Genomic DNA, 25079 nt, shown 5'->3' with positions numbered 1-25079 from the left:
TGCACGCTCGTTGGGGTGCGCGGTGTTCCCAAATGTCGGAGGGGATGAGGCGACGCGCCGGATGGGACCGCTCTCAACAGCTGTGCTGGGCCGGGTGCTCCGACATTTGGGAACTCGCACCGCCTCGCGAAGTGCGTGGGCGTCGGGAGCCCGCGCGTGGTTCCGATTGCCTGCACGATCGTTGGGGCTGCCCGAATGTCGGAGGGAGCGAGGCGACGCGCCGGGTGGGACCGCTTCCCTCGCCGCGGCGGGCCAACTTGTCCGACACTTGGGAAATGTCGTCGGCTCGCGCGACGTGATCCCGCGCGACGCGCGGTTTGGTGCACCGCGGTGGGCGGAACCGTCGCGCAGGCGGGGCGGCCCCGGAACCATCGTGCCGGCTGAGCGGCGCGCGGAACCATCGTGCCGGCACAGCGCACGCCGCACCACGGCACACAGCGCCGCACCGCAGCGCACCCGCGAAGCGCCGCTAGCGGTCGAGGGCGGCGAAGCGTTCGATGTCGGAGTTGGTTCCTGACACGATGACGAGGTCGTGGTTGGTGACGACGGTGTTGGCTTCGGCGTAGCGGAACGGCTTGCCTGGGCTCTTCACGCCGACGACGGTGACGTTGTACTTCGAGCGCACGCCCGATTCGTTGAGGCCGACGCCGCGGATGAAGCGCGGCGGGTACATCTTGGCGAGCACGAAATCGTCGTCGAACCGGATGAAGTCGAGCATGCGCCCCGACACCAGGTGGGCGACGCGCTCGCCGGCCTCACGTTCCGGGTAGATGACGTGGTTTGCGCCGACGCGGGCGAGAATCTTGCCGTGCGACTGCGATACCGCCTTCGCCCAAATCTGCGGAATCTTCAGGTCAACGAGGTTCGCGGTGATCAGCACCGAGGCCTCAATTGATGAGCCGACAGCGACGACGGCAACCTGAAAGTCTTGTGCGCCGACCTGGCGCAGCGCCTCAAGGTTTTTGGCGTCGGTCTGCACGGTGTGGGTCACGCGTTCCGACCACTTCTGCACGAGTTCCAGGTTCTCGTCGATCGCCAAGACCTCACGGTCGAGGCGGTCAAGTTCGCCCGCACAGGCGGCGCCGAAGCGCCCCAGTCCGATGACGAGCACAGGGGCATCGCTGCGGATCTTCTCAACCAACGATCGGCCTTTCGACGGGCAGCGAGTAGAGCTGCGAACGGGCGGTTGCGGCCACGGCTGCGGCGAGTGTCACTGTACCAACGCGGCCCATGAACATGGTGATCGCAAGCACGTAGACGCCGGAGTCTGGCAGCTCTTGAGTGAGACCGGTCGACAGTCCCACGGTCGCGAAACCGGAGATCACGTCAAACAGCACGTGCGATATCGGCGCCTTCGTTATCTGCGCGATGATGATGGCCGACAGCGCCACGATCGTCGCACCCCACGCCACCACCGAGATCGCTACGCGCTGCACGTCAGACGGAATACGACGGCCGAATGCCTCGACAGTCTGGCGGCCGCGAGCCTCCGACCACACGGCCAGGGCGAGTACGGCGAGCGTTGTCACCTTGATGCCGCCGGCTGTTGATGCGGAACCACCACCCACGAACATGAGCATGGAACCAACCAAGAGGCTGGAGCCGTTGAGCTCGCCGATGTCGACAACAGCGAAGCCGCCGGAGCGGGTCATCGCCGAGAGGAAGAACGCTTGGAACGTGGTGTCCCACGCGTCCATCGACCCGAATGTCTTCGGGTTGTCAAACTCCAGGAGCAAGAAGGCGGCGGCTCCCGCGAAGAACAAAATCACCGTGGTGATGACGGTGAGCTTGGCGTGCAGCGACCAACGACGCACGTGCCACACATGCTTGGCGAGCGCGAAAATCACCGGAAAACCGATGGAACCAAGAAAAACGCCGATCATTAGCACTGTCAAGAACAGGTAGTCATCGGCGAACGGCGCAATGCCGCCGGGGTTTGGCGTGAAGCCGGTGTTGGTGAACGACATTGCGGCGTAGTACGGCGCCTCCCAGAGCGCCGTCCACGGGTCAACGCCTGCGATCACCATGAGCGGGTAGAGCAGAATCGCGAGCGAAACTTCGATGATGAGGGTCGACAGCGCGACGGTCGCAAGCAGCTGACCCACTTCGCCCAGGCGCACGGTCTGGCCTTCGTTGACCGGTCCGCCGTGCGCTCGCAGCGGGTTGGAATCGCCGGCCGCCATCAGCTTGGCGCGGAGGCCGAGCCGTTTGGAAATCACCAAACCGAGAATCGACGCGAGCGTCAACACGCCCATGGCGCCGATCTGCACGCCGAGAAAAACCAGCGCATGCCCAAACGGTGACCACTGCGTGTCCATGTTGACGGTTGTCAGACCGGTCACACAAATGGTCGACATGGCAGTAAAAAAGGCATCGGCCAGGGAGATCGTCAGACCCTTTGCCGATGCCGCCGGAATGGAAAATAACGCGGTAAACAGCAGAATCAGCGAGCTGAAGATGACCACCGCAAACCGTGCGGGTGACTTGGTTCCTTGTTCCCGCAAATCGTGAAAAACGCGGCGAAAACGTTCGGAGAAGGTCGACGAAGCGGCAGCGCGGTTGCGTGATGCCATTGCTACGTTCCTCCTTCGAATCGTGAAATCCGGTCGCCCGTCATGGTACTCCTCGCGAGCACTGACTAACCTAAACACATGGCTGACATCTTCGACGTGATCGCCGACGGTACCAGGCGAGAAATCCTACGCCTGCTCCTCGACCGGTCAGACACGCCCTCGTACGACGGCACGAGTGTGTCTCACATCGTCACCGAGCTTGGCGTTAGCCAGCCCACCGTCTCCAAGCATCTCAAGGTGTTGCGCGAAGCCGGACTCGTTGTGGCACGAGAAGAAGGCCAGCATCGCTACTACAGCCTCGACCCGTCGCCCCTTGGCGATGTCGATGACTGGATCCTGCCCTTCCTCGACGCCGAGGTTCCGGAGTCATCCTCCACCCTTCCCGAGCCCGCGGTAAACGCCGCCGAGTTCGTTGGCCGCGCAGCGGCCTCGGCCAAGCACGCCGTAGAAAGCGTGTGGCGCCGCCTGCCGGGCAAGAACTAGGCACAATTCGGAACCATGGCCCGCTGCGCGCAGAAATGCGAGCGAGTGGGGTACTCCAGATTTGCACCCCACCCGCTCGCGGGAGGTGAACCATTAGGGGGACTGGTTCTGCACATCCGGGAATCTCAGACCGAAGTGCTTGCGAACGATTTGACTGCATCAGCCTGAACTAGGCATGCACGCACCTTATGGGGTTTCTGGGAACGGCTCACATGGGGTTTCTGAGAACGGCTCACATCGAGTTTCTGGGAACGGCAACTTTTGTCACGGCAGTAACAGAAACCACAGAGGTTTACACGTGCCTCAGGCGTCGCTTAGAGTTGCTGAAAACAAGGGGAGCCGGAAATGGCTGATATTTCAAATGTGAAGTTCTTGACTGTCGCCGAGGTCGCAAAGCTGATGCGCCTGTCGAACATGACGGTGTACCGCATGGTGCACTCAGGAGAACTCCCCGCTGTTCGTTTCGGGCGCTCGTATCGTGTGCCCGAGTCTGACGTGGTCGCCGCGATGAATCGACCCATCGCAGACGTTGGCTGATCACGGCGCCTCCGACCTCATGTAAACTGTCGGAGGCATTAATTTGCCCGTTCCCGGACGCCCGGGTCACGTCCCGTTCGTCCAGCCCCGATCTAGTGAGGTTTCCGTGGGTTCAGTCATTAAGAAGCGCCGCAAGCGTATGGCGAAGAAGAAGCACCGCAAGTTGCTTCGTAAGACTCGTCACCAGCGCCGCAACAAGAAGTAAGCGGCTGGTCTTCCAGACCGTAGACACTCAGCGCCTGTCAATTTTGACGGGCGCTTTGTGTTTTCTTGCAGCGGAACCAGTGGGCTGATTTCCCAGGTTCGGGATACCCCCGGGGGTATATAGTGGGGGCATGGCTGAAGAGAAGAGCGACGAACTCCACGTCAATATGGATCACGCGATGCCGCGCCTCAAGCGTGCGTACGGGCAGTTGGCCGGGATCATGAACATGATTGAATCCGACCGCGATTGTTCTGATGTTTTGACCCAGCTGGCTGCCGTGTCCAAGGCCATCGACCGCGCCGCCTTCTCCATCATTTCCTCTGGGCTGGAGCAATGCTTCATTAACCCGGAGTCGACCGAACAAGACCGTGCCCGATTGGAGAAGCTGTTCCATGCCTTCGCGTAAGCGCATCCTCGTCGTCGGTGGTGTCGCAGGAGGCATGAGCTTCGCTGCCCGCGCCCGCCGCCTCGACAACAACGCCGACATCATCGTGTTCGAAAAGGGCGATGAGGTCTCGTATGCAAACTGCGGCCTTCCCTACTTTGTCTCCGGCGAGATTGAGAACCAGTCGTCGCTGCTCGTGCAGACGCCCGCCTCACTCAAGGCCGCCCTCGACCTTGACGTGCGCACCGGCCACCTCGTCACCGGCATCGACACCGAGCGCCGTATCGTGCGTGTTTTCGAAAGCCTAGATGCCACTGAGCCGACCGAGTTTGAGTACGACGAGCTCGTGCTCTCGCCCGGTATGTTCTCAGGAATCGCAGATTACCCGGGTGTGACCGAAGTGCGCTCGCGCCTCAGCACGCTGCGCACTGTTCCTGACGCCATTCAGCTCGAGAGCATCGCACAGAGCGCATCGTCGGCTGTCGTTCTCGGTGGCGGCTACATTGGCGTTGAAGCAGCAGAAGCATTGCGCTCACGTGGCCTGGAGGTGCACCTCGTGCAGCGCTCGGCTCACGTGCTGACGCACTTCGAGACCGAACTCGCGTCGTACATCACCACGGAGCTCGAGGCGAACGGCGTCGTTATCCATGCGAACGCGCAGCCGACCGGCTTCAGCGAGCGCGATGGCCAGCTCGTCGTCGCCCTCAGCAACGACGGCGAGATCGTGACCGATCACGCCGTGATTGCCCTCGGCGGTGTTCCGGCGACGCAGATCGCCCCCGAGTCGATCGCAAAGACCGACCGCGGCCTGATCATCGTTGACGAAAACGGTCGCACCTCGGCCCCCAACGTTTGGGCCGTCGGCGACGCTGTGACGCACGTCGACCCGATCACCGGAGCCCTGCGTTCCGTTGCCCTCGCTGGTCCCGCGAACCGTGACGGCCGCTACATCGCCGACGCCATGCTGTCGACGAGCTTCCGCCCGAGGCCTGCGGCCCTCGGCACGTCGATCGTGCGTGTCTTTGGCCTGGCCGCTGGCGCCACCGGAGCTAACTCGCGCGAACTCATCGCCGCGGGCATTCCGTTCGAAACCCTGCACCTGCATGCCAATTCGCACGCCGGCTACTTCCCTGGTTCCGAAGCCATCCACCTCGTTGCGTACTTCGCGACTGATGGTGACGAGCGTGGCCGCATTTACGGCGCGCAGGCTGTCGGTCGCGACGGCATCGACAAACGCATCGACGTCATCGCCACCGCGATTCGCGGCGGCATGACGATCGATCAGCTGGCCGATCTTGACCTCTCCTACGCGCCGCCGTTCGGTAGTGCGAAGGATGCGGTGCAGATGGTGGGCTTCGTCGCGCAGAACGTGCTCGACGGAACCACGACACTGTGGCAAGCGCGCGACCTGGAGAAGGTGATGGCTGAGAGCCTCATTCTCGACGTGCGTCGTGCCGATGAGTTCGCCACCGGTCACCTGCCTGGCGCGCTCAACGTGCCGCACACCGAACTGCGCGAGCGCCTCGATGAGGTCATCGCCGCAGCGAACGGTCGCCCGGTGCGTGCGCACTGCGCTGCCGGAATTCGTTCATACCTCGCTCACCGTGTGCTGGTTGCGGCGGGCCTCGATTCTGCAACACTTTCAGGAGGGATGCAGACCCTCATCGCCTACCACGGGAAGGACATCCTGACTCATGAAGACAATTGACGTATCGGAGCTCGAAGGCCGCGGCCTGCCGCTCGTTGACGTTCGCGAGGTTGACGAATACGCCGCTGGCCACGTGCCGGGCGCGATCAACATTCCTATGTCGCAGATCACCGAGCGCCTGGGCGAACTGCCCGAGGGTGCTTTCGACGTGATCTGCCAGTCGGGTGGTCGCTCAGCTCGCGTAAGCGAGTACCTCGAGGCCCAGGGCCATGATGTCACCAACATTGACGGTGGCACCGGCGGCTGGATCTCGCTCGGCAAGCCGGTCGAGCAGTAAGACGTTCGTAAACACCCCGATACGCCCGGTGCGTGTCGGGGTGTTTTGCTTCGAGAGCCCGTATGCCTCAGCGGGCATAGAATTGAAGTGTGACCACTCTCACCCTGATCGGCAAAGACGGCTGCCACCTGTGTGACGTTGCTGAAGGCATCGTCGAGCAGGTTATTGCCGAGCTTCCCGATGACGTCGCCGACACCATTGAAGTCGAATCCGCTTCGATTCTTGAAGACAAGGCGCTGTACGACCAGTGGTGGGAGAAGATCCCCGTCGTGCTGATTGACGGTGAGTTGCACACGTATTGGCGAGTGGCCGCTGACCGGCTTCACGACGCCCTGCTCGCCGCTAACAAGGAGAACGCGCGATGACCGTCCGTCACGTCGTTGCTTGGCGCCTGGCCGCCACCGATGAAGCCGAGCGCGCAGCGCACGCGAACGAAATCGTGAGCCGTCTTTCGGCACTTGTCGGCGTGGTTCCGTCGATCTTGTCGTTGACGGCAGGCGCTGAAGCGCTGTACGTCGGAACCAACTGGGACGTCGTGCTGATCGCCGACTTTGCAGACCAGGAGGGCCTCGAGGCCTACCAGGTGCATCCCGCGCATAAAGAGGCCGGCACCTTCATCCGCAGCGTCGTTGCCGACCGCGTGGCTGTCGATATTCACGTCGCCTGACGAGAATTGACCTCGTCAAGTCGTCGACTCGGCTTTGAATTTTGACTTCGACCAGTCTTGAATCGATGACAATGATTTCCTGATCAGGTGGGAAAAATAGTCATCCGATCAGTTGACAACGCCTATTGGCGTGTATGTATCATCCCCCCATGTGAGTGAGGCCTCGGCCCGCAGTCCAGATGCATCTTTCGCGCACGGTGCGCACGTCGTTGCGCATGAATCTCAAAATTGATGGGGAGAACATGAAAGTAAATCGTCGCGCCTCGCGGGCGTCGCTTGCGACGCGAATAGTGGGCGTCGTGGCAGCGAGTGCACTCATCGTGCTGGCACCATTCGCGGCGCAGGGCGCCGTTGCTGCCGTCATGTCGAGCACTGGTCCGCTGACCGAAATTGAAACCACCGCTGACCTCAACTGTCGTGTCGAGCACATTGAAGACGACGCCAGCGAGTTCTTCGGACGCACGGCGTGCGCAACGCTCATCACCATGGGTGGCGTGCTCTACGGGCCAGAAAACATCCCGGCGGGTGGCGCTACGAACAGTGCCGTAGCGTGGACCCCCGTCTCTCAGGAGCAGGGTGGTTCCGGAACCGCGGCTGATCCGTTCTGGATCAAGACCGTTGTGCAGGGTGGCCCGCTCACGGTGACACAAGATGACACGTACGTCGCCGGTGACAACGCCTATCGCACGTCGATTTCTGTCAACTCGAGCGAGCCCGGCGACGTCATCATCTACCACGGTGGCGACTGCTATCTACAGAACAGTGACGACGGCTTCAGCGAGCAAGACCCGGCGACGGGTGCGACGACGTGCCGCGCGGTCAACGAGACCGGCGACGGTCCTGGTGAGCGCATTGAGCAGTTCGTGCCGCTGACCGGTGGCAACACGTTCATGGTCGGTCGCTACAGCGCGGTGTGGGCTGCGATCGCAGAAATGTTGCCGCTGCCCAACACGGTTCTCGAAGGTGAAACCGACAACGGCATGGCCTTGGCTTGGGGTTACACGCTCGAGGCTGGCGATTCGGCAAGCGTCTCGCTGCTGACCAACTTCTCGCCGCTGGGCGTTCGCCCACTGCCGACGTCACTGGCGCCCGAATTCCCCACGACGCCGGTTGACGACGCTGTGACGGTCACCGCGACGGTGGAGAACCCGAACGTCATGGATATCGAGCTCTCCGAGTTGGTCGTCACTCTTACTGATGGTCTCACCTACATTCCTGGCACGACGATCGGTGCCGACGAGCCGACGGTTGACGGCCAGACGCTGACCTTCGCTGGGCCGATTACGGTCACCGCGGACGGCCAAGTGCAGGTCGATTTCGACGTCACTGCTGACACGGCTGGTTCGTTCGCCGTCAACCTGACGGGTCGTGCAACCGGCGGCGCTCCGGTGCTGGCTTCGAACACGACGGTCGTGTTCGAAGGTGTCTCGCCGACGCCGACGCCGACGCCGACTCCGACGCCGACGCCGACTCCCACGCCGGAGCCCACCCCGACTCCGACGCCGACTCCCACGCCGGAGCCGACCGTCACGCCGACGCCGACCGCATCTGCGTCGCCGACCCCGAGCCCGACGCAGTCGGCAGCGCTGGCAGTGACCGGTGCGGCTGAGTCGAGCGGATACCTGGGTGCAGCATTCGTGCTGATGCTCGCTGGTTCCGTCCTGATTCTGGGTGCACGCCGCGCACAGCGTAGCGAAAGCTAAACAGAGCTAGACACAGCAAGAGAGGCGGGGTGGTTCTTTTCAGAACCATCCCGCCTCTCGCTCGTTGTGGATTACTTTTCGATTTCGACGACGTCGGCGTCCGCAGCGTTGCGGCGAACCGAGTCAATGCCATTGAGTGCGCTTGCCTTTGAAGCGTAGCCCTGGCTCGTTGCGATCACTTCGCCGTTACCTGCTTTGAGGTTCCAGCGGTAGTCGCCAGCCTTGTCGACCCAAACTTCAAACTTTCCTGCCACGGGTATTCCCTTCGTCAATGCGTGAGGTACAAGACATCGTCTTGCGACCAAAGTAGCGGTGTGCGGCCCCGCTGACTAGAGCAGAGGCCGGATGATTAGGCCGGGGTCGCCGCCCCCGCCGACGATGAGTCGGTTCGTGGGCGAGCGGTCACCGCCACCGGGGTGAGGGCGAGGCCAACCTGGTCACCGAACTGCGGCTTGATGGCGGCATCATGCTGCACCGCGACGCGGTGCCCAGAGGCCGTGAGCACAACGGTGCGGCGAAAGCTTCCGAGAAAGGTGCTCTCTTGCACGGTGGCGTTCTCGGCGGCTCCTTCGGGAGAGACAAGCCGCACATTCTCGGGGCGCAGTCCCACCTCCACGTTGCCAGACATCGGTGTGGTGAGAGCCACGACGTCACCCCAAATGCGCACGGTGTCGCCCTGGGCTTCTCCGGGGACGACCGAAGAGAGACCGACGAACGCGGCCACGAACGGTGAAGCCGGACGCTCATAGAGCTGCTCCGGGGTTCCGATCTGTTCGATGCGGCCCCCATTCATCACGGCGATGCGATCGGAGACGGCCAACGCCTCCTCTTGGTCGTGCGTGACGAAGACGGTGGTGGTTCCGAGACGCAACTGCAACCGCCGGATTTCATCGCGTAACTGCACGCGCACCTTGGCATCCAACGCAGACAACGGCTCATCGAGCAGCAGGACGCGCGGTTCGGTCACGAGTGCGCGAGCGAGCGCGACGCGTTGCTGTTGCCCGCCGGAGAGCTGATGGGGGTAGCGGGAGGCGAAGCCGTCGAGGCCCACGAGATCAAGCGCGTCGTGGGCGCGTGTGACGGCTTCCCGTTTGCCGAGGCCGCGGCGGCGCAACCCAAAAGCCGTGTTTTCCACGACCGTGAGATGCGGAAACAGGGAGTAAGACTGGAACACCATGCCAATGTCGCGTCGGTTGGTGGGCACGGCCGTGACATCCCGTTCGCCGAGCAACACCTGGCCGCTCGTCGCGTCCTCCAGGCCCGACAGGACGCGCAGCGCGGTGGTCTTGCCGCAACCGCTCGGGCCGAGCAGGGAGACGAACTCGCCCGGCTCGATGTTGAGATCAAGATCATGAAGCACTCGATGGGTGCCGTAGCTCTTTGAAATCGCGCGAAACTCGACGCGTGCAGAATGCGTTGCCGCCGACAGGAGGGTGTTGCTATCGGTGGGAGGAAAGAGTGTCATGAGGAGGCCTTTCCGAAGCCGCGCCGCGTGAGCAGCCCGATCGTGAGGAGCAGGAGGAAGCACAGCGCGAGGGCCATCAGGGTAAAGATGGCCGGCGCGTACGGGTCAGATTTCGACACGACGACGAGCGCCGTCTGCAACACCTGACGGTTCAGGAGCGATGCGATCGTGTATTCGCCCAACACGACGGCAACCGAAATGAGCGAGGCTGAGAGCAGGCCCGAGCGCAGGTTCGGAGCCAGCACTCGCCACAGCACCGTCGGCCACGAGGCGCCCAATGTGCGCGCCGCCTCCGATAGGGTCTTCAGATCGATCGCGTCGATCGACGCCTGGATCGCGCGGAACGCGAACGGCAACACCACGATGCCGTAGGCAAATGCCAGCGTCCACGCCCCGGTTCCGAGTGTGCGTGCGATCGGCAAGTACAGCGGCGCGAGACCGACAACGAGCACGATCGCCGGAATAGAAATCGGTAGCAGTGCGACAAACTCAAACAGGGGTTTGAGGCGCACAAACCGCAGGTTCACAAGGATCATCGTTGGCGCAACGAGCAGCAGCACAATCGCGACGGTGAGCACCGCCAGAGTGAGTGAGTTGCCAATCGCGATCCACAGCGGGCGCATGATGGCGGTGTTCTCTGGCGAGAAAACCGCGACCCAGCGATCCCACGAGTAGGTGCCCGTGCGAGAGTCGCGCACGGTATAGATCGCCGTGCTGACCAACGGAACCGCGAAAATGGTTCCGATCACGATGCCGATGACCCAGCGGGTGCCGGTGCGCGGACCCAGCCGCGCTGGGGATGCGCTCATTGCTGCCACCTCGCCGCTCGGCGCTGGACGACGGTATACGCCGTCATGACGATGCCGACGATCACGATCATGCCGAGGGCGAGCGCGCCCGCGAGGTTCTCTCGCCCCAGCAGGGTCTCGCTCGTGAGTGCCGTACGAATCTGGAGCGTCACAATTTGCGAGCCCTGACTGATCAGGGCGGCGGCGGTGGCGAACGAGGAGAACGCATTTGCGAACAGCAGCAGCGTGCAGGCCAGAAACGAGGGGAGCAGCACCGGAAAGCCGATGGTGGTCCAGAACGACCACCGCGTTCCGCCCAGGGTGAGATTCGCCTCTGCCCATTGCGGCTTCAGCGCGGCCAGCGCGGGCATGAACGTGATCACCATGAGGGGTACCTGAAAGTACAGGTAGGGCATGATGAGCCCGGGCACTTCGTACAACCACAACCCGTCTTCGTAGATGTTGATGCCCCACGTGTCTCGCATGAGCACGGTGACAACGCCCTGGGCGCCCATCGTGGCGATGAACGTGAAGGCCAGCGTCACGCCGCCGAACTGGGCGAGAACCCCCGAAGCAGCATCGACGAGAGCGCGCGCGATGCCGTTTTCACGCACGCCCAAAAGCGCATAACAGACGAGACCGCCGATGACGGCGCCGCCGAGTGCCGTGACGGCGGAGAGCCAGAGCGAGTTGACAAATGTCTGCTGTACGAGCGGATCAAACAGCGCGAGCACATTGTCGGCCGTGAGGGATCCGTCATCGGCGAACAGCGCGGATCCGAGGGCGAGCACTGTCGGCAGGAGCAGAAAGAGGAACACGTAGACGGCGAACGGAACCAATCCGATCGCCGCCCACGTCATCCGCGGCCGGGACGAGGACGGAGTCTTCGTCCCGGCCGCGCGGCTCCCCTTCTCCGCCGGTGTGGCGAGGGAAGCGGAGGTCACTGAACTGCCGATGCCCACTTCTCGCCGAGCAGCGTTCCGGCGTCTGAGCTTTGCGTTTCGGTCGGAACCACGCTGTCGGCGGGTGCCGCAGGCAGGGCGTCGGCCAGGGCCTTGTCGATGGTTCCGGCTTCGATCATTGCTTCCATGCGGGCGGGGCGAGCGCCACCAGCGAGCCACATGTTTTGTGCCTCGTCGCTGTACAGAAACTCTTGCCACAGGCGGGCGGCGGCCGGGTGGGGTGCATCAATGTTGATGGCCTGGTTGTAGTACGCGGCGTAACCGGTGCCCTCGAACACGACGACCTTCCAGTCGGGGTTGCCCTGAGCATTTGCCGCGTTGAGGTAGTCCCAGTCGAATACGACCGGAGTCTCGCCGCTGGCAACCGTTGCCGGGGTTGCGTCGACCTTGATGAAGTTTCCTGCCGCGTTGAGCTCGGCGAAGAAGTCGATGCCGGCCTGGTAGTCGTCGAGGTCTCCGCCGTTCAACACGGTGGCCAACCCGACGGCGCCAAAGGCCGCACCGGCCTGTGTCGGGTCGCCGTTGAGGGCAACCGATGCTTTGTAGTCGGAGCCCAGAAGGTCCTCAAGCGTGGTCGGTGCGGGGAGCTTGGAGGAGTCGTATCCGACCGACATGTATCCGCCGTAATCTCCCACGAACAGGCCGCTGGGCTCCTTCAACGCGTCGGGAATGTCATCCCACGTGGCGACCTTGTACGGCGCGAACTGATCGGTGTTTTGCAACGCAACGGTCAGACCGAGGTCGAAAACATCGGGTGCCGTATCCAGGCCCTTGTTGTTCTCTGCGGCCTGAATCTCTTCGGCGCTCGACACATCGGGTGACTGTTCGACGATCTCGATCTCGGGGTACTTCTCGGAGAAGGCGTCCAGAATGGCGCCATAGTTTGCCCAGTCCCGGGGGAGGGCGATGACATTCAGCTGACCCTCGGCGATGGCCGCTTTCTCCAGGTCTTCCAACGTGCCGAAGTCGGCGAGGCTCGTGGCGGATGCGGCATCGGCTGTGCCCGCATCGCCCCCGGTGTCATCGTTGGTCGCCCCGCATGCGGTCAGGGTGAGTGCTGCGGCCGTTGCCAGTGCAATGCCGACGCCGAGGCGACGGGACATGCGCAAAGTTGTCATGGAATGTGGTTCCTCTCGGGGCGCTCGCACCGGACGGCGCAAGCTGAGTGCGCGTCAGACGTTAGGAGCCGAGGATTACCCGCAGTCGATCAGAAGTTGAACAGTGGGTTGCGTTGCGGTAACCACCGCAATTCCCGGGTGTTGCGGTGCGCGCGTAGACTGGAAGGATATGTGTGGCTCAAGCCACGCCCCACTACTTTCGAAAGGACCCTTCGTGCTGCGCACTCATGACGCGGGAACACTCCGCGCAGAGCACATTGGTCAGACAGTCACCCTCGCAGGTTGGGTGGCTCGCCGCCGCGACCACGGAGGCGTTGCCTTCCTTGATCTCCGCGACCGCTCGGGCATCGCCCAGGTTGTGGTTCACGATGAGGCTGTGTTCTCGCCGCTGCGAAACGAGTTTGTCGTTGCGGTGACCGGCACCGTACAGGCCCGCCCCGCTGGCAACGAGAACCCGGAGCTGCCCACCGGTGAGATCGAAGTTGCCGTTGACCACCTGGAGGTGCTCAACACCAGTGCACCGCTGCCCTTTCAGGTCGATGACCACGCCGAAATCGGCGAAGAGGTGCGTCTGAAGCACCGCTATATTGACCTGCGTCGCTCCAAGCCCGCCGCCAACATGCGACTGCGCTCGGAAGCGAACCGCGTGGCCCGCGAACTGCTGCACGACGTCGGCTTCCTTGAGATCGAGACGCCCACGATGACGCGTTCGACGCCCGAGGGTGCGCGCGACTTCATCATTCCGGCGCGTCTTGCACCGGGCAAATGGTACGCACTGCCGCAGTCGCCGCAGCTGTTCAAGCAGCTGCTGCAGGTCGGTGGCGTGGAGAAGTACTACCAGCTGGCGCGCTGCTACCGCGACGAGGACTTCCGCGCCGACCGTCAGCCCGAATTCACGCAGCTCGACATTGAGGCCTCGTTCGTCGACCAAGACGACATCATGGCGCTGGGTGAGAAGATCGTGAAGCGCTTGTGGGCGCTGATTGACGTTGACGTTGACACCCCGATTGAGCGCATCACGTATCACGAGGCCATGCGCCTGTACGGCTCAGACAAGCCCGACCTTCGCTTCGGTCTGCCGCTGGTGGAGCTCAAGGACTTCTTCAAAGACACCGAGTTCCGTGTATTCCAGGCACCGTACGTTGGTGCCGTCGTCATGCCGGGCGGCGCCTCACAGGCGCGCCGTCAGCTCGACGGCTGGCAGGAGTTTGCCAAGCAGCGCGGCGGCAAGGGCCTCGCCTACGTTTTGGTACAGGAAGACGGATCGCTCACCGGCCCGGTGGCCAAGAACCTCACCGAGTGGGAGGCCGCAAACCTGGCCGAAGCCGTCGGCGCAAACCCCGGCGACTGCATCTTCTTCGGTGCGGGCGAGGCTAAGCCCACGCGCGCGCTGCTGGGCGCTGCTCGCGTGGAGATCGGTCACCGCACCGGTCTCATTAAGGACGGCGACTGGGCGTTCGTCTGGGTTGTTGACGCTCCCATGTTCGAGCCGGCAGCAGACGCCGTCGCCTCGGGCGACGTCGCCGTTGGTGGCGGCAAGTGGACCGCCGTGCACCACGCGTTCACGTCGCCCAAGCCCGAGTTTGTCGACACGTTTGACACCGACCCGGGCTCGGCACTCGCCTACGCCTACGACATTGTCTGCAACGGCAACGAGATCGGTGGCGGATCGATTCGTATTCACCGCCGCGACATTCAAGAACGCGTATTCAAGGTCATGGGCGTGACCGATGAGCAGGCGACAGAGCAGTTCGGCTTCTTGCTGGAGGGCTTCAAGTACGGCGCGCCGCCGCACGGTGGCATCGCATTCGGTTGGGACCGTGTGGTTTCGCTGCTGGCAGGCGAAGAGTCGATCCGTGAGGTCATTGCCTTCCCGAAGACCGGCGGCGGTTACGACCCGCTGACGGCGGCTCCGGCGCCCATCACCGAGCAGCAGCGCAAGGAGGCTGGCGTTGACGCCAAGCCCGAGCCGAAGGCTGACGAAGCGGCTGAAGCGAGCGCCTAACAGCGCGAACACACATAGCAATTACCGTCCTACCCCAGGGACTTTCCCAGGGGTAGGACGGTAGTTTCTTTGCTATGGCAAACGACGGATCATGGCTGAGTGCCCTCGCTGACGGCATCACCAACCTGATGGATGTCGTCGGTGCTTGGGGTGCTGGCGTTGCAATCGCAGCCGAAAACCTGTTCCCGCCGCTTCCCAGCGAAGTGATCCTGCCGATGGCGGGTCTTGCCGCATCTCGCGGCGCCTTCACGCTGTTCGAGGCGCTCTTTTGGACGACCCTTGGTTCCGTCGTCGGCGCCTTCGCCCTCTATGGGCTGGGACGCGCGCTCGGCATGAACCGACTGCGTCGCATGTTCGAGGTCATTCCGCTACTCAAGGCCGAAGACGTCGACAGCACCGTGACCTGGTTTAACAAGCACGGCGGCAAGGCGGTCTTTTTTGGCCGCATGATTCCGATCTTCCGCAGCCTCATTTCCATTCCCGCAGGCGTCTCCAAGATGGCGCTGTGGAAGTTTGGGCTGCTCACGGCAGCCGGCTCCCTCATCTGGAACTCCATCTTCGTTGGCGCCGGCTACTTTCTTGGCGAGCAGTGGCACATCGTTGAGCAGTACGCCGATGTGCTTCAGTACGTCGTCATTATCGTTGCCGTCATCGCCGTCGCAGCCTTCGTGGTGATTCGCGTGCGCGCCATGATGAAGGCGCGTCGCGAAGGCCCGCAGACTGTCGTCGAAGACCCCGACGAGACCGCGTCGGCACCGACCGACGAGAACGTCTCAGCACCGGCCGTCGAGAACGCCTCAGCGCCGGCCGTCGAGACCGCTGACTGACCCGCTCCCGGTAAACCCTCAGGGGGTATTCAGATACCTCCAACGTAGACTGATCACGTGCCCGCTGATCGAATTCATCTCGTGCGCCACGGCGAGGTTTTTAACCCCGACGGCGTGCTCTATGGCCGCCTTCCAGGATACCGGTTGAGCGAGAGCGGGCGCGAGATGGCGCAGGCCGCCGCCGACTATCTAGTTGCCGAAGGCCGAAACGTCACGGCGCTGATCTGCTCGCCGCTGCAGCGCACGCAGGAGTCGGCAGAGCCGTGGGCTACGGCCTATCGATTGACCCCTGTGATTGACGAACGCGTCATCGAGCCGACCAACGTTTTTGAGGGCACCCAGATGCGCAAGGCGCTGAAGAACCCGCTCAACTGGCGTCACCTGCTGCGGCCCTCCGTGCCCAGCTGGGGAGAGCCATTCCGCTCCATCGCCGACCGCATGCTTTCTGCCATTGACGATGCCTGGCAGAGCGTCGATGGCGGCGATGTCGTCATCGTTTCGCACCAGGCGCCGATCTGGGTCACCCATCTTGCCGTCGCCGGCGAAAAGCTCGCGCACGACCCGCGCTCGCGCCGGTGCGCGCTGTCGAGCGTGACCTCGTTTGAGCGCCGCGGAACCACGTGGCGCGAAGTTGCATATGCGGAACCTGCGGCGACGGGTTCGGCTGTGGATGTAGGAGCGGTATGACCTCGCGCATGAAGAAGACGTTCGCCTCGATCATGGTGGCGGGCGTCGCGTTAGCGTTGAGCGCGTGCGCGCCAGCAGACCCCGCGACCGAGCAGTTCTTGAACGGCGAAAACTCCGGGTACATCTCTGACACGTACCAGGTGGTTCCCATCGACGAAGCCGACCGTGGCGAGCCGATTGTCTTCGAGGGTGAGACCGAATACGGTGACGCGCTCGCCTCAGAAGACCTGCTCGGCGAGGTTGTCGTCGTAAACTTCTGGTACGCGGCGTGCGGACCATGCCGGGTCGAGGCGCCGATTCTGGAAGAGATCTACCAGGAGTACAAAGACGCCGGCGCGACCTTTGTCGGCGTGAACACGAGCGATCTGGCCGACACCGCCATCTCGTTCGCCGACACCTACGGCGTGACCTACCCGAGCATCATGGACGTGAAGTCAGGTGAGGTTGAGCTGGCGTTTGCCGCGGCCGCGCCGATGACAGCGACGCCGACCACCATCATTCTCGACAAGCAGGGCCGCGCCGCCGTGCGCATTATCGGCGCTGTTCCGGAGGCTTCCATCCTCGGCACGCTCGTGCGCGAGCTGACGGAAGAATCGTGACTCCCGAGGGGATCGTCCTCACCGGAACGCTGTGGGCGGCACTGCCACTCGCGCTTCTTGCCGGGCTGATCTCGTTTCTCTCTCCGTGCGTGCTGCCTATTGTTCCCGGCTATCTCGGCTACATTTCCGGTGCCGTTGCCGCCGATGACGATGGCAAGACCCGGCGGGGGCGGTTGCTGCTCGGTGTGATGCTATTCATTCTTGGCTTCACCGTCGTGTTCGTCGCTCTCGTCACGCTCACCGGCGTCGCCGCACAAAACTTCGTGCGCTACGCCGATATCGCGACCCGCATTCTTGGCGTCGTGGTCATCATCATGGGCCTGGTGTTTATCGGGTTCTTCGGGCTGTTCCAGCGCACGGTCAAGCCGATGCCGCAAAAGCAGATGGGGTTGTGGGGAGCGCCGCTGCTGGGTGTTGCTATCGGCGTCGGTTGGTCACCGTGCATGGGGCCGACGCTGGGTGCGATCATGGCGCTGTCATGGAACGTTGGTGACCCTGGTCGCGCAGCGCTGCTTGGCGTGGTGTACTCGCTCGGCCTCGGCATCCCGTTCATTCTGTTGGCGCTCGGCTTTGGCTGGGCGACCAAGGTGGTCGGCTTCTTCCGCCGCCACATTCGCGCCGTCAACATTGCGGGCGGCGTGCTCCTCATCATCATGGGTGTGCTCATGGTCTCTGGCCTGTGGACGCTCTTGATGACTCGACTCGGATCGGTGATGGAAAGTGTCCAGCTCCCCCTCTAACGCCAGCGCGACGGATCCGCTCCGTCCTGCTGACCACATTGACTCAGACGGAACCATTGCGGCGCCCGCGCTGGGCTTTGTCGGTTGGATGCGGTGGGGTTGGCGGCAGCTAACCAGCATGCGAACGGCCATCGTGCTGCTGCTGATGATGGCGCTCGCCGCGATTCCGGGCTCAATCTTCCCGCAGCGTTCGGCTGACCCCAACGGCGTGGTGCAGTACCAGCAAAACGACCCGCAGCTCTTTGCGGTGCTCGATTGGTTCCAACTCTTTGACGTGTACGCGTCGCCGTGGTTCTCGGCGATCTACATTCTGCTGTTTGTGTCGCTGATCGGCTGCATCATTCCGCGCATGAAGCACCACGCCAAGGCGTTGCGTGCCCGCCCGCCGCGCACTCCGGTGCGCCTGGCGCGCCTGGAAGACTATCGCGAAGACCTGTTTGAGGCACCGGGTGAGCCGTCACAGGCAGCGGCCGAGGCGGTCGATCTCGCCGAGAAGCAGCTGAAGTCCTCCGGCTATCGCGTTGAGCGCTACGACGGTAAGGGCTCGTTCTCCGTCTCGGCCGAGCGCGGATACATGCGTGAGACCGGCAACCTGCTGTTTCACCTGTCGCTGGTTGGCGTGCTCATCGCCGTTGGCATTGGCGGCGGGGTGACCTACAACGGCCAGACCGTGATTCGCGAGGGGGAGACGTTTGTCAACTCCCTGCTGAGCTACAACACCATGACCAAGGGTCGGTTCGTCAACGACGAGGCGCTGACGCCCTACGCCATGACTCTCGAGTCGTTTGACGTGACGTACCACGACAGCGGAATGGCCGGTGATTTTGCCGCCAACCTCAGCGTGAAGCGCCCGGGTGAAGAGCCGACGCAGCAGACCATTCGCGTCAACCATCCGCTCGGCTTCGAGGGCGACCGCATCTTCTTGATGGGTAACGGCTATGCGCCCACCATCACGGTGCGAAATGCCGATGGCGATGTCATCTTCACCGACGATGTTCCGTTCTTGCCGCAAGACAACAACATGACCTCTACCGGGGTCGTGAAAATCACCGACGGGCTTGATGAACAGCTCGGCCTGCAGGGATTCTTCTATCCGACCGTCGCGCAGCTCGACTCGGGTGCGCTCACCTCGGGATTCCCCGACCTGTACGCACCGGTTCTTACCCTCGACGTCTACCAGGGCGATCTCGGTATCGACGACGGCACCCCGCGCAATGTCTACACCCTCAACGTCGAAGAAATGGTGAAGCTGACAGGCCGCAACAGCGAATTCGGTGTCGAGTCCATTCAGCTGATGCCGGGCGAGACGGCAGATCTGCCCAATGGGCTCGGAACCATCAGCTTTGATGCGAAAGACCCGGCGGCTGTGGCGGCGGGAGACTACTCAGAGTCGGTCACCCGCTATGTGTCGCTGTCCACGCATCACGACCCCACCACCACCTACGTGCTGTTGTTTGCGCTGCTTGCGCTGACCGGCCTCGGTATGGCGCTGTTCATTCCGCGACGCCGCGTGTGGGTTAAGGCCACACCCGACGGTGAGCACGTGAAGCTGGAATACGCGGGACTTGCCCGAGGCGAAGACCCGCAACTTGCCTCCGTTGTCACCCAGCTTGCCGAAAAGCACCAAACCGCCCTGACCTCGTCGAAAGTAAACTGAGACCATGCCGTCGACCGTTGTAGAACTGGACAACTATTCCGTCCTGATGATTTGGACCGCTATCGCGATTTATGCGGCGGCGTTCCTGGTCTACGTTTTTGACCTCGCGCGTCGCGCACAGGTCTCGGCCGACGCACAGCTGGCGCGCACCAAGCAACGCGAAGCCGTGCTGGTTGGTGCTGGCGGCGACGCGCTCGCAGACGCTGGGTCAGAAGATGCTGGTTCCGCAGCCCGTGGTTCCGCAGCCCCTGGTTCCACCGCTGAGGCGAAGCCCGCCGTCAACCGCCTTGCGCGCGTTGCGACGGCGTTGACGACGCTGGCCGTGCTGTTTCACATTGCCGGTGTCGTGCTGCGCGGTATCGCCGCCGAGCGCGTGCCGTGGTCGAACATGTATGAGTTCGCGATGACCGGCACCGTGCTGATCACCATCGTGTATCTGCTGGTCAACATCAAGTACGACCTGAAGTTTCTCGGAACCTTCATCACGGGCCTGGTGGTCGTGTTGCTTGGTGGCTCGGCCGTCGCGTTCTACGTGACGGTTGCGCCGCTTGCTGACCCGCTGCGCTCGGTATGGCTCGTCATTCACGTGTTTGTCGCGACGCTGGCGACGGCCTTTCTCGCGCTGGCCTGCAGCCTGTCGATTCTGCAGCTGATGCAGTCTCGTCGCGAAACCAAGAAGCTCAACCCCGACGCCACGCTCAAGAAGTCCTTCCTTGACACGCTGCCGTCGGCAGAAAACCTGGAGGGCCTCGCCTACCGCTTCTCGATCATCGGGTTCATCCTCTGGACCTTCACGCTGATCGCCGGCTCTATCTGGGCAAACGACGCGTGGGGCCGCTACTGGGGCTTTGACACGAAGGAAGTGTGGACCTTCGTGATTTGGGTGCTGTACGCGGGCTACATTCACGCTCGCGCAACGCGCGGCTGGCGTGGCAACCGCTCCGCCTGGCTCTCGATCGTCGGCTTCAGCGCAGTGCTGTTCAACTTCACGATCGTGAACATTTTCTTCAAGGGTCTACACGCCTACTCCGGTCTCACGACCGCAGGCTGATCCTGATCGGCTCGGCCGGCTGATCCCGCCCGATGGTCTGCTTAGCCGCCGCCGTTGGAGCACGCGTTGTCGGCGGGGGTGAAGCCGGTGACCGTTTGCGGTAGCAGTACCGCGGCGCCTGGCTCATCCGCAGGCGCTGCCGATGGCGTCGGAACCTCGGTGCCGGTAGTCGAGTCGTCGGGTTCGGCATCGATGACCGCGCCGCCGTAGTCGCCGCCGTCGTTCTGCACGATCAACGGTCGGTTCTCGGTGATCGCTTGAAACAAGATCGCGGCGTCGTCTTCGAGCGGAACGAGGCGGTCAGAGTCCCATTGCGCGTCGGCGACCGGATACTTCACGAAGGTGAAGTCTTGAAGCGGTACGTCTTTCATCGCAAGCGCCAGCTGCACGATGGTGGCAGGATTTGCCAGCGCCGTCGTTGGTGTGACCGCGTCAATCGTGGTCTGCGCGAGACGAAGCAGGGTCGGTAGGTCGCCCAGCACCTGTTCGCTCATGATCTTGCGCACCAGCGCCGACATGTAGACCTGCTGGTTGCCGACGCGCGCCACATCGCTCTCACCGACGAGGCCATGCCGGGTGCGCAAGAATTGCAGCGCTTCGTATCCGGCAAGGGTGTGGGTTCCGGCGGGAATATCGAGGCCCGTGTGCGGGTCTCGAATGCGCTCGGCAACGCACACTTCAACGCCGCCGACCGCGCTCGTCAGCTCAATGACCCCTTGCCACGTGATCATGGCGCCGAACTGAATATCGAGTGCGCCGCCGGAGAGCGACTCGATGGTTTGCGCAACGCACGAGATGCCGCCGTACTCGTAAAGCGAGTTGATCATGACGCCGTCTTGAGCGGGCAACACGTCACCGCGCGGAGTCGTGCACTCGGGGGAGTCGATCACCAGGTCGCGCGGAAAGGTAATCACCACAACCCGTCGCGGCGGCTCACTAATGTGCACGACGATATTCACGTCGTTGAGCGTCGCCTCCGACTCGGGGTTCTTGCAGCGATCACCAAACAGGTCTTTGATTTCGTCTTCGCACGCGTCGACGCCCATCAATAGAATGTTGGCGCCGCCCTCGAGCTGAGCGATATCGGGCGCGACTTCGGGTTCGCCCGCGAGCACGACCGCGCTCGTGCTCAGTTTGGTGACCCACGTGCTCGCAATGGTGGCCGCGACGCCGCCCGCCGCAACGAGCACCGTCACGATCACGACCGCCAGCAGTCGAAACAGCCGCGGAACCACGGTGCGGCGAGCGAAGTGCGTGTGCTGTGCGAGGGGAGCGCGCCGTCGCCGTCGGCGTCGCTTCGGTGCCGCGGCGATGGTTCCGCGGTCAACGATGTCACTCCACTCGGCGGCCACCGGCGCTAACTCTCGGTGCCAGCACCCTCGAGCACGCGGTAGCAGCGCTCGATTCGTGCCCGCCACCAGGCGGCGCGGTCATCGTCGGCGGCATGAGTTTCGAGCGCTGCTGCGTCAGGAACCAGACGTTCGGCGGAGAGCATTCCGCCGCGGGGGCGCGAGTCGCCCACATCGGCGCGGAACAATGATGCGGTGCCAAGGCCGCAGTCGTAGTCGAGTTGGGGGAGGGAGGCGGCGAGCGCCGCGCCCATGCGCAGGCCGATGGCGGTGTCGAGCGCCGAGGAGACGACGGCCGCCAACCCCGTCTCGGCAACGATGTCAAGGGCGCGATGCACGCCGCCGAGGGGCTGCGCCTTGATGATGATGAGGTCGGCGGCGCCCGCGCGCGCGACCGCGAGAGTGTCGGCGGCCTTGCGCACGCTCTCATCGGCGGCAATCGGGATTCCGGCGTACTTTACGCGCTTACGAATGTCTTTCAACTCGTCGACGGTGGCGCAGGGCTGCTCCACATACTCCAGGTCGTACTCGGCGAGGGCGTGAATGGCGCGTTCGGCCTGGTCAACGTTCCATCCGGCGTTGGCGTCGATGCGGATACGACCGTCTGGGCCCATCTCCTCGCGCACCGCCCGCACTCGGGCGATATCGTCGGCGAGAGTTTGGCCTGCCTCGGCGACCTTCACCTTCGCCGTGCGGCAGCCGTCGAAGCGGGCAAGCACCGCCGCAACCTGGTCGGCTGAAACCGCGGGCACCGTCGCGTTGACCGGCACCTGGTTCCGTCGTTGCGGCGGCAATACCCGCCACCCGTAGTCGATCGCCCCGGCCAGCCACGTTGCCGACTCATCGTCGTCGTATTCGACGAACGGGCTGAACTCGGTCCACCCCTGCGGCCCCTCAAATAGTGCGGCTTCTCGCACATCAACGCCGCGAAACCGCACGGCCAGGGGCAGGGCGACGACGCGCAGCGAGCCGAGAATGTCGTCGAGCGGTGGCAGAGTCATGGCTCCATTGTGTCGCTCGCGGTGGTGATTCGGTGAGAACTCGTCAGAGTCGCCGTTTCGTCAGGCAATAGGCTGGAGATGGCGCACATGCCGTGGGAGGTAGAGATGACGAATAACGTGTCAGACCTGTTTGATGCAGACCAGTGGCGGCTTGCGCCCGGGGCGGAGAACTTCACCGACATCACGGCGCATGTGTCAAACGACGGAACCATCGCGCGCATCGCGTTTAATCGGCCCGAGGTGCGCAACGCGTTTCGTCCGCACACGGTCGATGAGTTGTACCGTGCCCTCGACAGTGCAAGGCAAGACCCGCGCATCGGCGCGGTGCTACTCACCGGCAACGGCCCCAGCCCCAAAGACGGTGGCTGGGCGTTTTGCTCGGGTGGCGACCAACGCATTCGCGGCCGCGACGGGTACAAGTACTCAGACGACGAAACCACGGTGCAAGACTCAGCGCGCGCCGGACGCCTACACATTCTTGAGGTACAGCGACTGATTCGCTTCATGCCGAAGGTCGTCATCGCCGTGATTCCGGGTTGGGCTGCCGGCGGCGGCCACTCCCTGCACATCGTGTGCGACCTGTCGATCGCCTCGGCTGAGCACGGCAAGTTCAAGCAGACCGATGCCGATGTTGGCTCGTTCGATGCCGGTTACGGATCGGCGTATATGGCGCGGCAAGTGGGGCAGAAAGTTGCTCGCGAGGTGTTCTTCTTGGCGGAGGAGTATTCGGCACAGCGCGCCTACGACATGGGCGCCGTCAACAAGGTCGTGCCGCACGCCGAGCTTGAGGTCGAGGCCATCAAGATGGCTCGCACGATTCTCACCAAGTCGCCCACCGCGATTCGTATGCTGAAGTTCGCCTTCAACGCGGTTGATGATGGCATGGTCGGCCAGCAGGTGTTCGCCGGCGAGGCCACGCGGCTGGCCTACGGAACCGACGAGGCCGTTGAGGGGCGCGACAGCTTCTTGCAGAAGCGCGAACCCGACTGGTCTGCCTACCCGTACCACTTCTGACGTGCCCCGCTGTGACGTGGCGGATCCTGGTTCCGGGGCGGTGATGAGATGACCGTTGAGGTTTTCGACACGGGTGCTGACCCCCGTGCGGTGTATGCCGCTGTGAAGTGCGCGTTCAACGGGTCTGGCGGGCCGGTGGCGCTGGGCGGTGCGATTGAGCATGCCGAGGAGTTGCCGGCCGGAACCATCGCGGTCGTCACGACGTCGGGGTCGACGGGGGTGCCGAAGAGCGTGGTGCTGTCACGCGCCGCGCTCACCGCGTCGGCGATGGCGACTATGGCGCGGGTGGGTGAAGGGGCATGGCTGTTGGCATTGCCTGCCACCTACGTTGCCGGACTTCAGGTGCTGGCGCGATCGGTGATCGCCGGCCACGAGCCGACGTATTTGGATGGGCGTTTCACCACAGACGCGTTTATTCGCGCGGCAGCGCAGATGTCACTCGTCGCTCCGGGCGTTGCCCGCTATACCTCGTTGGTTCCGGCGCAGTTGCTGACACTGTTGGATGAGGCCGAAGACCCGGCCGTTGTCGGCGCCGCACGATCGTTTGCCGCGATTCTCGTAGGCGGGCAGGCGCTGCCGGAGGCGGTTCTCGTGCGAGCGACCGAGTTGGGGCTTCGTATCGTTACGACTTATGGCTCATCGGAGACAGCCGGCGGCTGCGTGTACGACAACGTGCCGCTGCCGCACGTTCGGGTGCGCACGGTCGAGGGTGAATTGCAGATTTCAGGGCCGGTGCTGGCCGACGGGTATTGGGGTCAGCAGGCGCTGACCGACGCGACGTTCGTGCGTGATGACGACGGCACCCGCTGGTACCGCACCGGAGATGCCGGCGATGTGATCGACGACCTCGTTACCGTGACGGGGCGCATCGACAATGTGCTGATCTCGGGCGGCGTCAACGTGTCGCTTGACGCGGTTGAGCGCGCGGTTCGCGGCGTTACTGGCGGCGAAGGTGGCGTGATTGTTGCCGTCGCTGACCCCCGCTGGGGGCAGGTTCCGGTGCTGGTGGTGGAGGCCGATCGCGACGGCCTGCTTGCCGAAGCGCGCGCCGCTGCCGAAGCCGCGGTCGGCGTTGCCGGCCGCCCCGCGCGCGTGGTGGTGATGGTTCCGCTGCCGACCCTGGCGTCTGGCAAGCCCGACCGCCGCGCAATAGCCGCCCGCCTGTAACGGGGCTTCCGGGTTCTGGGGTTTCTGGGCTTTGGGGCTTTGGGGCTTCGGGGCTTCGGGGCTTCTGGGTCGGGTTCCCGGTTGCGGGCTTGGGGGTCTTGGTGTGGTTGA

27 protein-coding genes are annotated in these 25079 nt (G+C 63.4%); 18 read left to right on the top strand and 9 right to left on the bottom strand.

The features are described from left to right. Positions 1-469: 469 nt before the first annotated feature. Positions 470-1141: a potassium channel family protein gene (locus tag FVP60_RS05395; protein ID WP_147825195.1), complete on the bottom strand. Its 672-nt coding sequence runs from the start codon at positions 1139-1141 to the stop codon at positions 470-472. After that, positions 1134-2573: a TrkH family potassium uptake protein gene (locus FVP60_RS05390; RefSeq protein ID WP_147825194.1), complete on the bottom strand. Its 1440-nt coding sequence runs from the start codon at positions 2571-2573 to the stop codon at positions 1134-1136. The genes FVP60_RS05395 and FVP60_RS05390 overlap by 8 nt, the downstream gene beginning before the upstream one ends. A 78-nt stretch (positions 2574-2651) precedes the next feature. On the opposite strand from FVP60_RS05390, the gene FVP60_RS05385 reads away from it, so the two are divergent. From FVP60_RS05385 to FVP60_RS05345, 9 genes are all read left to right on the top strand, one after another. Continuing rightward, positions 2652-3056, top strand: coding sequence for an ArsR/SmtB family transcription factor (locus tag FVP60_RS05385; protein WP_147825193.1), 405 nt, complete (start codon positions 2652-2654; stop codon positions 3054-3056). 345 nt (positions 3057-3401) lie between these two features. Further along, positions 3402-3593, top strand: coding sequence for a helix-turn-helix domain-containing protein (locus tag FVP60_RS05380; protein WP_147825192.1), 192 nt, complete (start codon positions 3402-3404; stop codon positions 3591-3593). A 106-nt stretch (positions 3594-3699) separates the two neighbouring features. Beyond that, positions 3700-3798, top strand: coding sequence for a 30S ribosomal protein bS22 (locus FVP60_RS05375; protein ID WP_003792170.1), 99 nt, complete (start codon positions 3700-3702; stop codon positions 3796-3798). Between the two features lie 130 nt (positions 3799-3928). After that, the gene (locus FVP60_RS05370) at positions 3929-4204 is read left to right on the top strand and encodes a metal-sensitive transcriptional regulator (protein ID WP_246132461.1); all 276 of its coding nucleotides are present in this window, start codon (positions 3929-3931) and stop codon (positions 4202-4204) included. Continuing rightward, positions 4191-5891 carry an FAD-dependent oxidoreductase gene (locus tag FVP60_RS05365; protein ID WP_147825191.1) on the top strand — a complete coding sequence of 567 codons (1701 nt, stop codon included), beginning with the start codon at positions 4191-4193 and terminating at the stop codon, positions 5889-5891. The genes FVP60_RS05370 and FVP60_RS05365 overlap by 14 nt, the downstream gene beginning before the upstream one ends. Beyond that, on the top strand, positions 5878-6168 hold the full coding sequence (locus FVP60_RS05360; protein WP_147825190.1) for a rhodanese-like domain-containing protein: 291 nt from the start codon (positions 5878-5880) through the stop codon (positions 6166-6168). The genes FVP60_RS05365 and FVP60_RS05360 overlap by 14 nt, the downstream gene beginning before the upstream one ends. A gap of 89 nt (positions 6169-6257) precedes the next feature. Beyond that, positions 6258-6533 carry a glutaredoxin family protein gene (locus tag FVP60_RS05355; protein WP_147825189.1) on the top strand — a complete coding sequence of 92 codons (276 nt, stop codon included), beginning with the start codon at positions 6258-6260 and terminating at the stop codon, positions 6531-6533. Further along, positions 6530-6835: a Dabb family protein gene (locus FVP60_RS05350; protein WP_147825188.1), complete on the top strand. Its 306-nt coding sequence runs from the start codon at positions 6530-6532 to the stop codon at positions 6833-6835. The genes FVP60_RS05355 and FVP60_RS05350 overlap by 4 nt, the downstream gene beginning before the upstream one ends. A 299-nt stretch (positions 6836-7134) precedes the next feature. After that, the gene (locus FVP60_RS05345) at positions 7135-8538 is read left to right on the top strand and encodes a hypothetical protein (RefSeq protein ID WP_147825187.1); all 1404 of its coding nucleotides are present in this window, start codon (positions 7135-7137) and stop codon (positions 8536-8538) included. 71 nt (positions 8539-8609) lie between these two features. On the opposite strand, the gene FVP60_RS05340 is transcribed toward FVP60_RS05345, so the two are convergent. From FVP60_RS05340 to FVP60_RS05320, 5 genes are all read right to left on the bottom strand, one after another. Continuing rightward, positions 8610-8792 carry a YegP family protein gene (locus tag FVP60_RS05340; RefSeq protein WP_147825186.1) on the bottom strand — a complete coding sequence of 61 codons (183 nt, stop codon included), beginning with the start codon at positions 8790-8792 and terminating at the stop codon, positions 8610-8612. A gap of 95 nt (positions 8793-8887) precedes the next feature. Continuing rightward, positions 8888-10003, bottom strand: coding sequence for an ABC transporter ATP-binding protein (locus FVP60_RS05335; RefSeq protein WP_147825185.1), 1116 nt, complete (start codon positions 10001-10003; stop codon positions 8888-8890). Then, positions 10000-10812 carry an ABC transporter permease gene (locus FVP60_RS05330; RefSeq protein ID WP_147825184.1) on the bottom strand — a complete coding sequence of 271 codons (813 nt, stop codon included), beginning with the start codon at positions 10810-10812 and terminating at the stop codon, positions 10000-10002. The genes FVP60_RS05335 and FVP60_RS05330 overlap by 4 nt, the downstream gene beginning before the upstream one ends. Beyond that, positions 10809-11735, bottom strand: a complete 927-nt coding sequence (locus tag FVP60_RS05325; RefSeq protein WP_425463442.1) for an ABC transporter permease — start codon at positions 11733-11735, stop codon at positions 10809-10811. Before FVP60_RS05325 ends, FVP60_RS05330 begins: the two co-directional genes overlap by 4 nt. Continuing rightward, positions 11732-12871, bottom strand: coding sequence for an ABC transporter substrate-binding protein (locus FVP60_RS05320; RefSeq protein WP_147825182.1), 1140 nt, complete (start codon positions 12869-12871; stop codon positions 11732-11734). The genes FVP60_RS05325 and FVP60_RS05320 overlap by 4 nt, the downstream gene beginning before the upstream one ends. 214 nt (positions 12872-13085) lie before the next feature. Between FVP60_RS05320 and aspS the strand changes: the two genes are divergently transcribed. The 7 genes from aspS (at position 13086) to ccsB (ending at position 20437) form a co-directional block, all read left to right on the top strand. Then, the gene (gene aspS, locus FVP60_RS05315; RefSeq protein ID WP_147825181.1) at positions 13086-14876 is read left to right on the top strand and encodes an aspartate--tRNA ligase; all 1791 of its coding nucleotides are present in this window, start codon (positions 13086-13088) and stop codon (positions 14874-14876) included. Between the two features lie 74 nt (positions 14877-14950). Next, complete coding sequence (locus FVP60_RS05310; RefSeq protein WP_147825180.1) at positions 14951-15703, top strand: DedA family protein; 753 nt, start codon at positions 14951-14953, stop codon at positions 15701-15703. Between the two features lie 57 nt (positions 15704-15760). Continuing rightward, complete coding sequence (locus tag FVP60_RS05305; protein ID WP_147825179.1) at positions 15761-16390, top strand: histidine phosphatase family protein; 630 nt, start codon at positions 15761-15763, stop codon at positions 16388-16390. Beyond that, positions 16387-16989 carry a TlpA family protein disulfide reductase gene (locus FVP60_RS05300; protein WP_147825178.1) on the top strand — a complete coding sequence of 201 codons (603 nt, stop codon included), beginning with the start codon at positions 16387-16389 and terminating at the stop codon, positions 16987-16989. Before FVP60_RS05305 ends, FVP60_RS05300 begins: the two co-directional genes overlap by 4 nt. Then, a complete protein-coding gene (locus tag FVP60_RS05295; RefSeq protein WP_147825177.1) occupies positions 16986-17729 on the top strand; it encodes a cytochrome c biogenesis CcdA family protein in 744 nt (247 codons plus the stop codon). The genes FVP60_RS05300 and FVP60_RS05295 overlap by 4 nt, the downstream gene beginning before the upstream one ends. Continuing rightward, positions 17710-19386, top strand: coding sequence for a cytochrome c biogenesis protein ResB (gene resB, locus FVP60_RS05290; protein WP_147825176.1), 1677 nt, complete (start codon positions 17710-17712; stop codon positions 19384-19386). Before FVP60_RS05295 ends, resB begins: the two co-directional genes overlap by 20 nt. 4 nt (positions 19387-19390) lie before the next feature. Next, entirely contained in the window at positions 19391-20437 is a 1047-nt protein-coding gene (ccsB, locus tag FVP60_RS05285) for a c-type cytochrome biogenesis protein CcsB (protein ID WP_147825175.1), read from the top strand. Positions 20438-20478: 41 nt separating this feature from the next. On the opposite strand, the gene FVP60_RS05280 is transcribed toward ccsB, so the two are convergent. Together FVP60_RS05280 and FVP60_RS05275 are read right to left on the bottom strand one after the other, a co-directional pair. Then, complete coding sequence (locus tag FVP60_RS05280; RefSeq protein WP_147825174.1) at positions 20479-21789, bottom strand: LCP family protein; 1311 nt, start codon at positions 21787-21789, stop codon at positions 20479-20481. A 5-nt stretch (positions 21790-21794) separates the two neighbouring features. After that, a complete protein-coding gene (locus FVP60_RS05275; protein WP_147825173.1) occupies positions 21795-22787 on the bottom strand; it encodes an o-succinylbenzoate synthase in 993 nt (330 codons plus the stop codon). A 105-nt stretch (positions 22788-22892) separates the two neighbouring features. Here FVP60_RS05275 and FVP60_RS05270 point away from each other — a divergent pair, with 105 nt between their 5' ends. After that, entirely contained in the window at positions 22893-23801 is a 909-nt protein-coding gene (locus FVP60_RS05270) for a 1,4-dihydroxy-2-naphthoyl-CoA synthase (RefSeq protein ID WP_147825172.1), read from the top strand. A gap of 48 nt (positions 23802-23849) precedes the next feature. After that, on the top strand, positions 23850-24968 hold the full coding sequence (locus tag FVP60_RS05265; protein WP_147825171.1) for an AMP-binding protein: 1119 nt from the start codon (positions 23850-23852) through the stop codon (positions 24966-24968). The last annotated feature ends 111 nt before the right edge of the window (positions 24969-25079 follow it).

This window comes from Microbacterium mitrae (genome assembly GCF_008017445.1).
GTDB classification, from domain to species: Bacteria; Actinomycetota; Actinomycetes; order Actinomycetales; family Microbacteriaceae; genus Microbacterium; species Microbacterium mitrae.
This window is presented reverse-complemented; position numbering and strand designations above follow the sequence as displayed.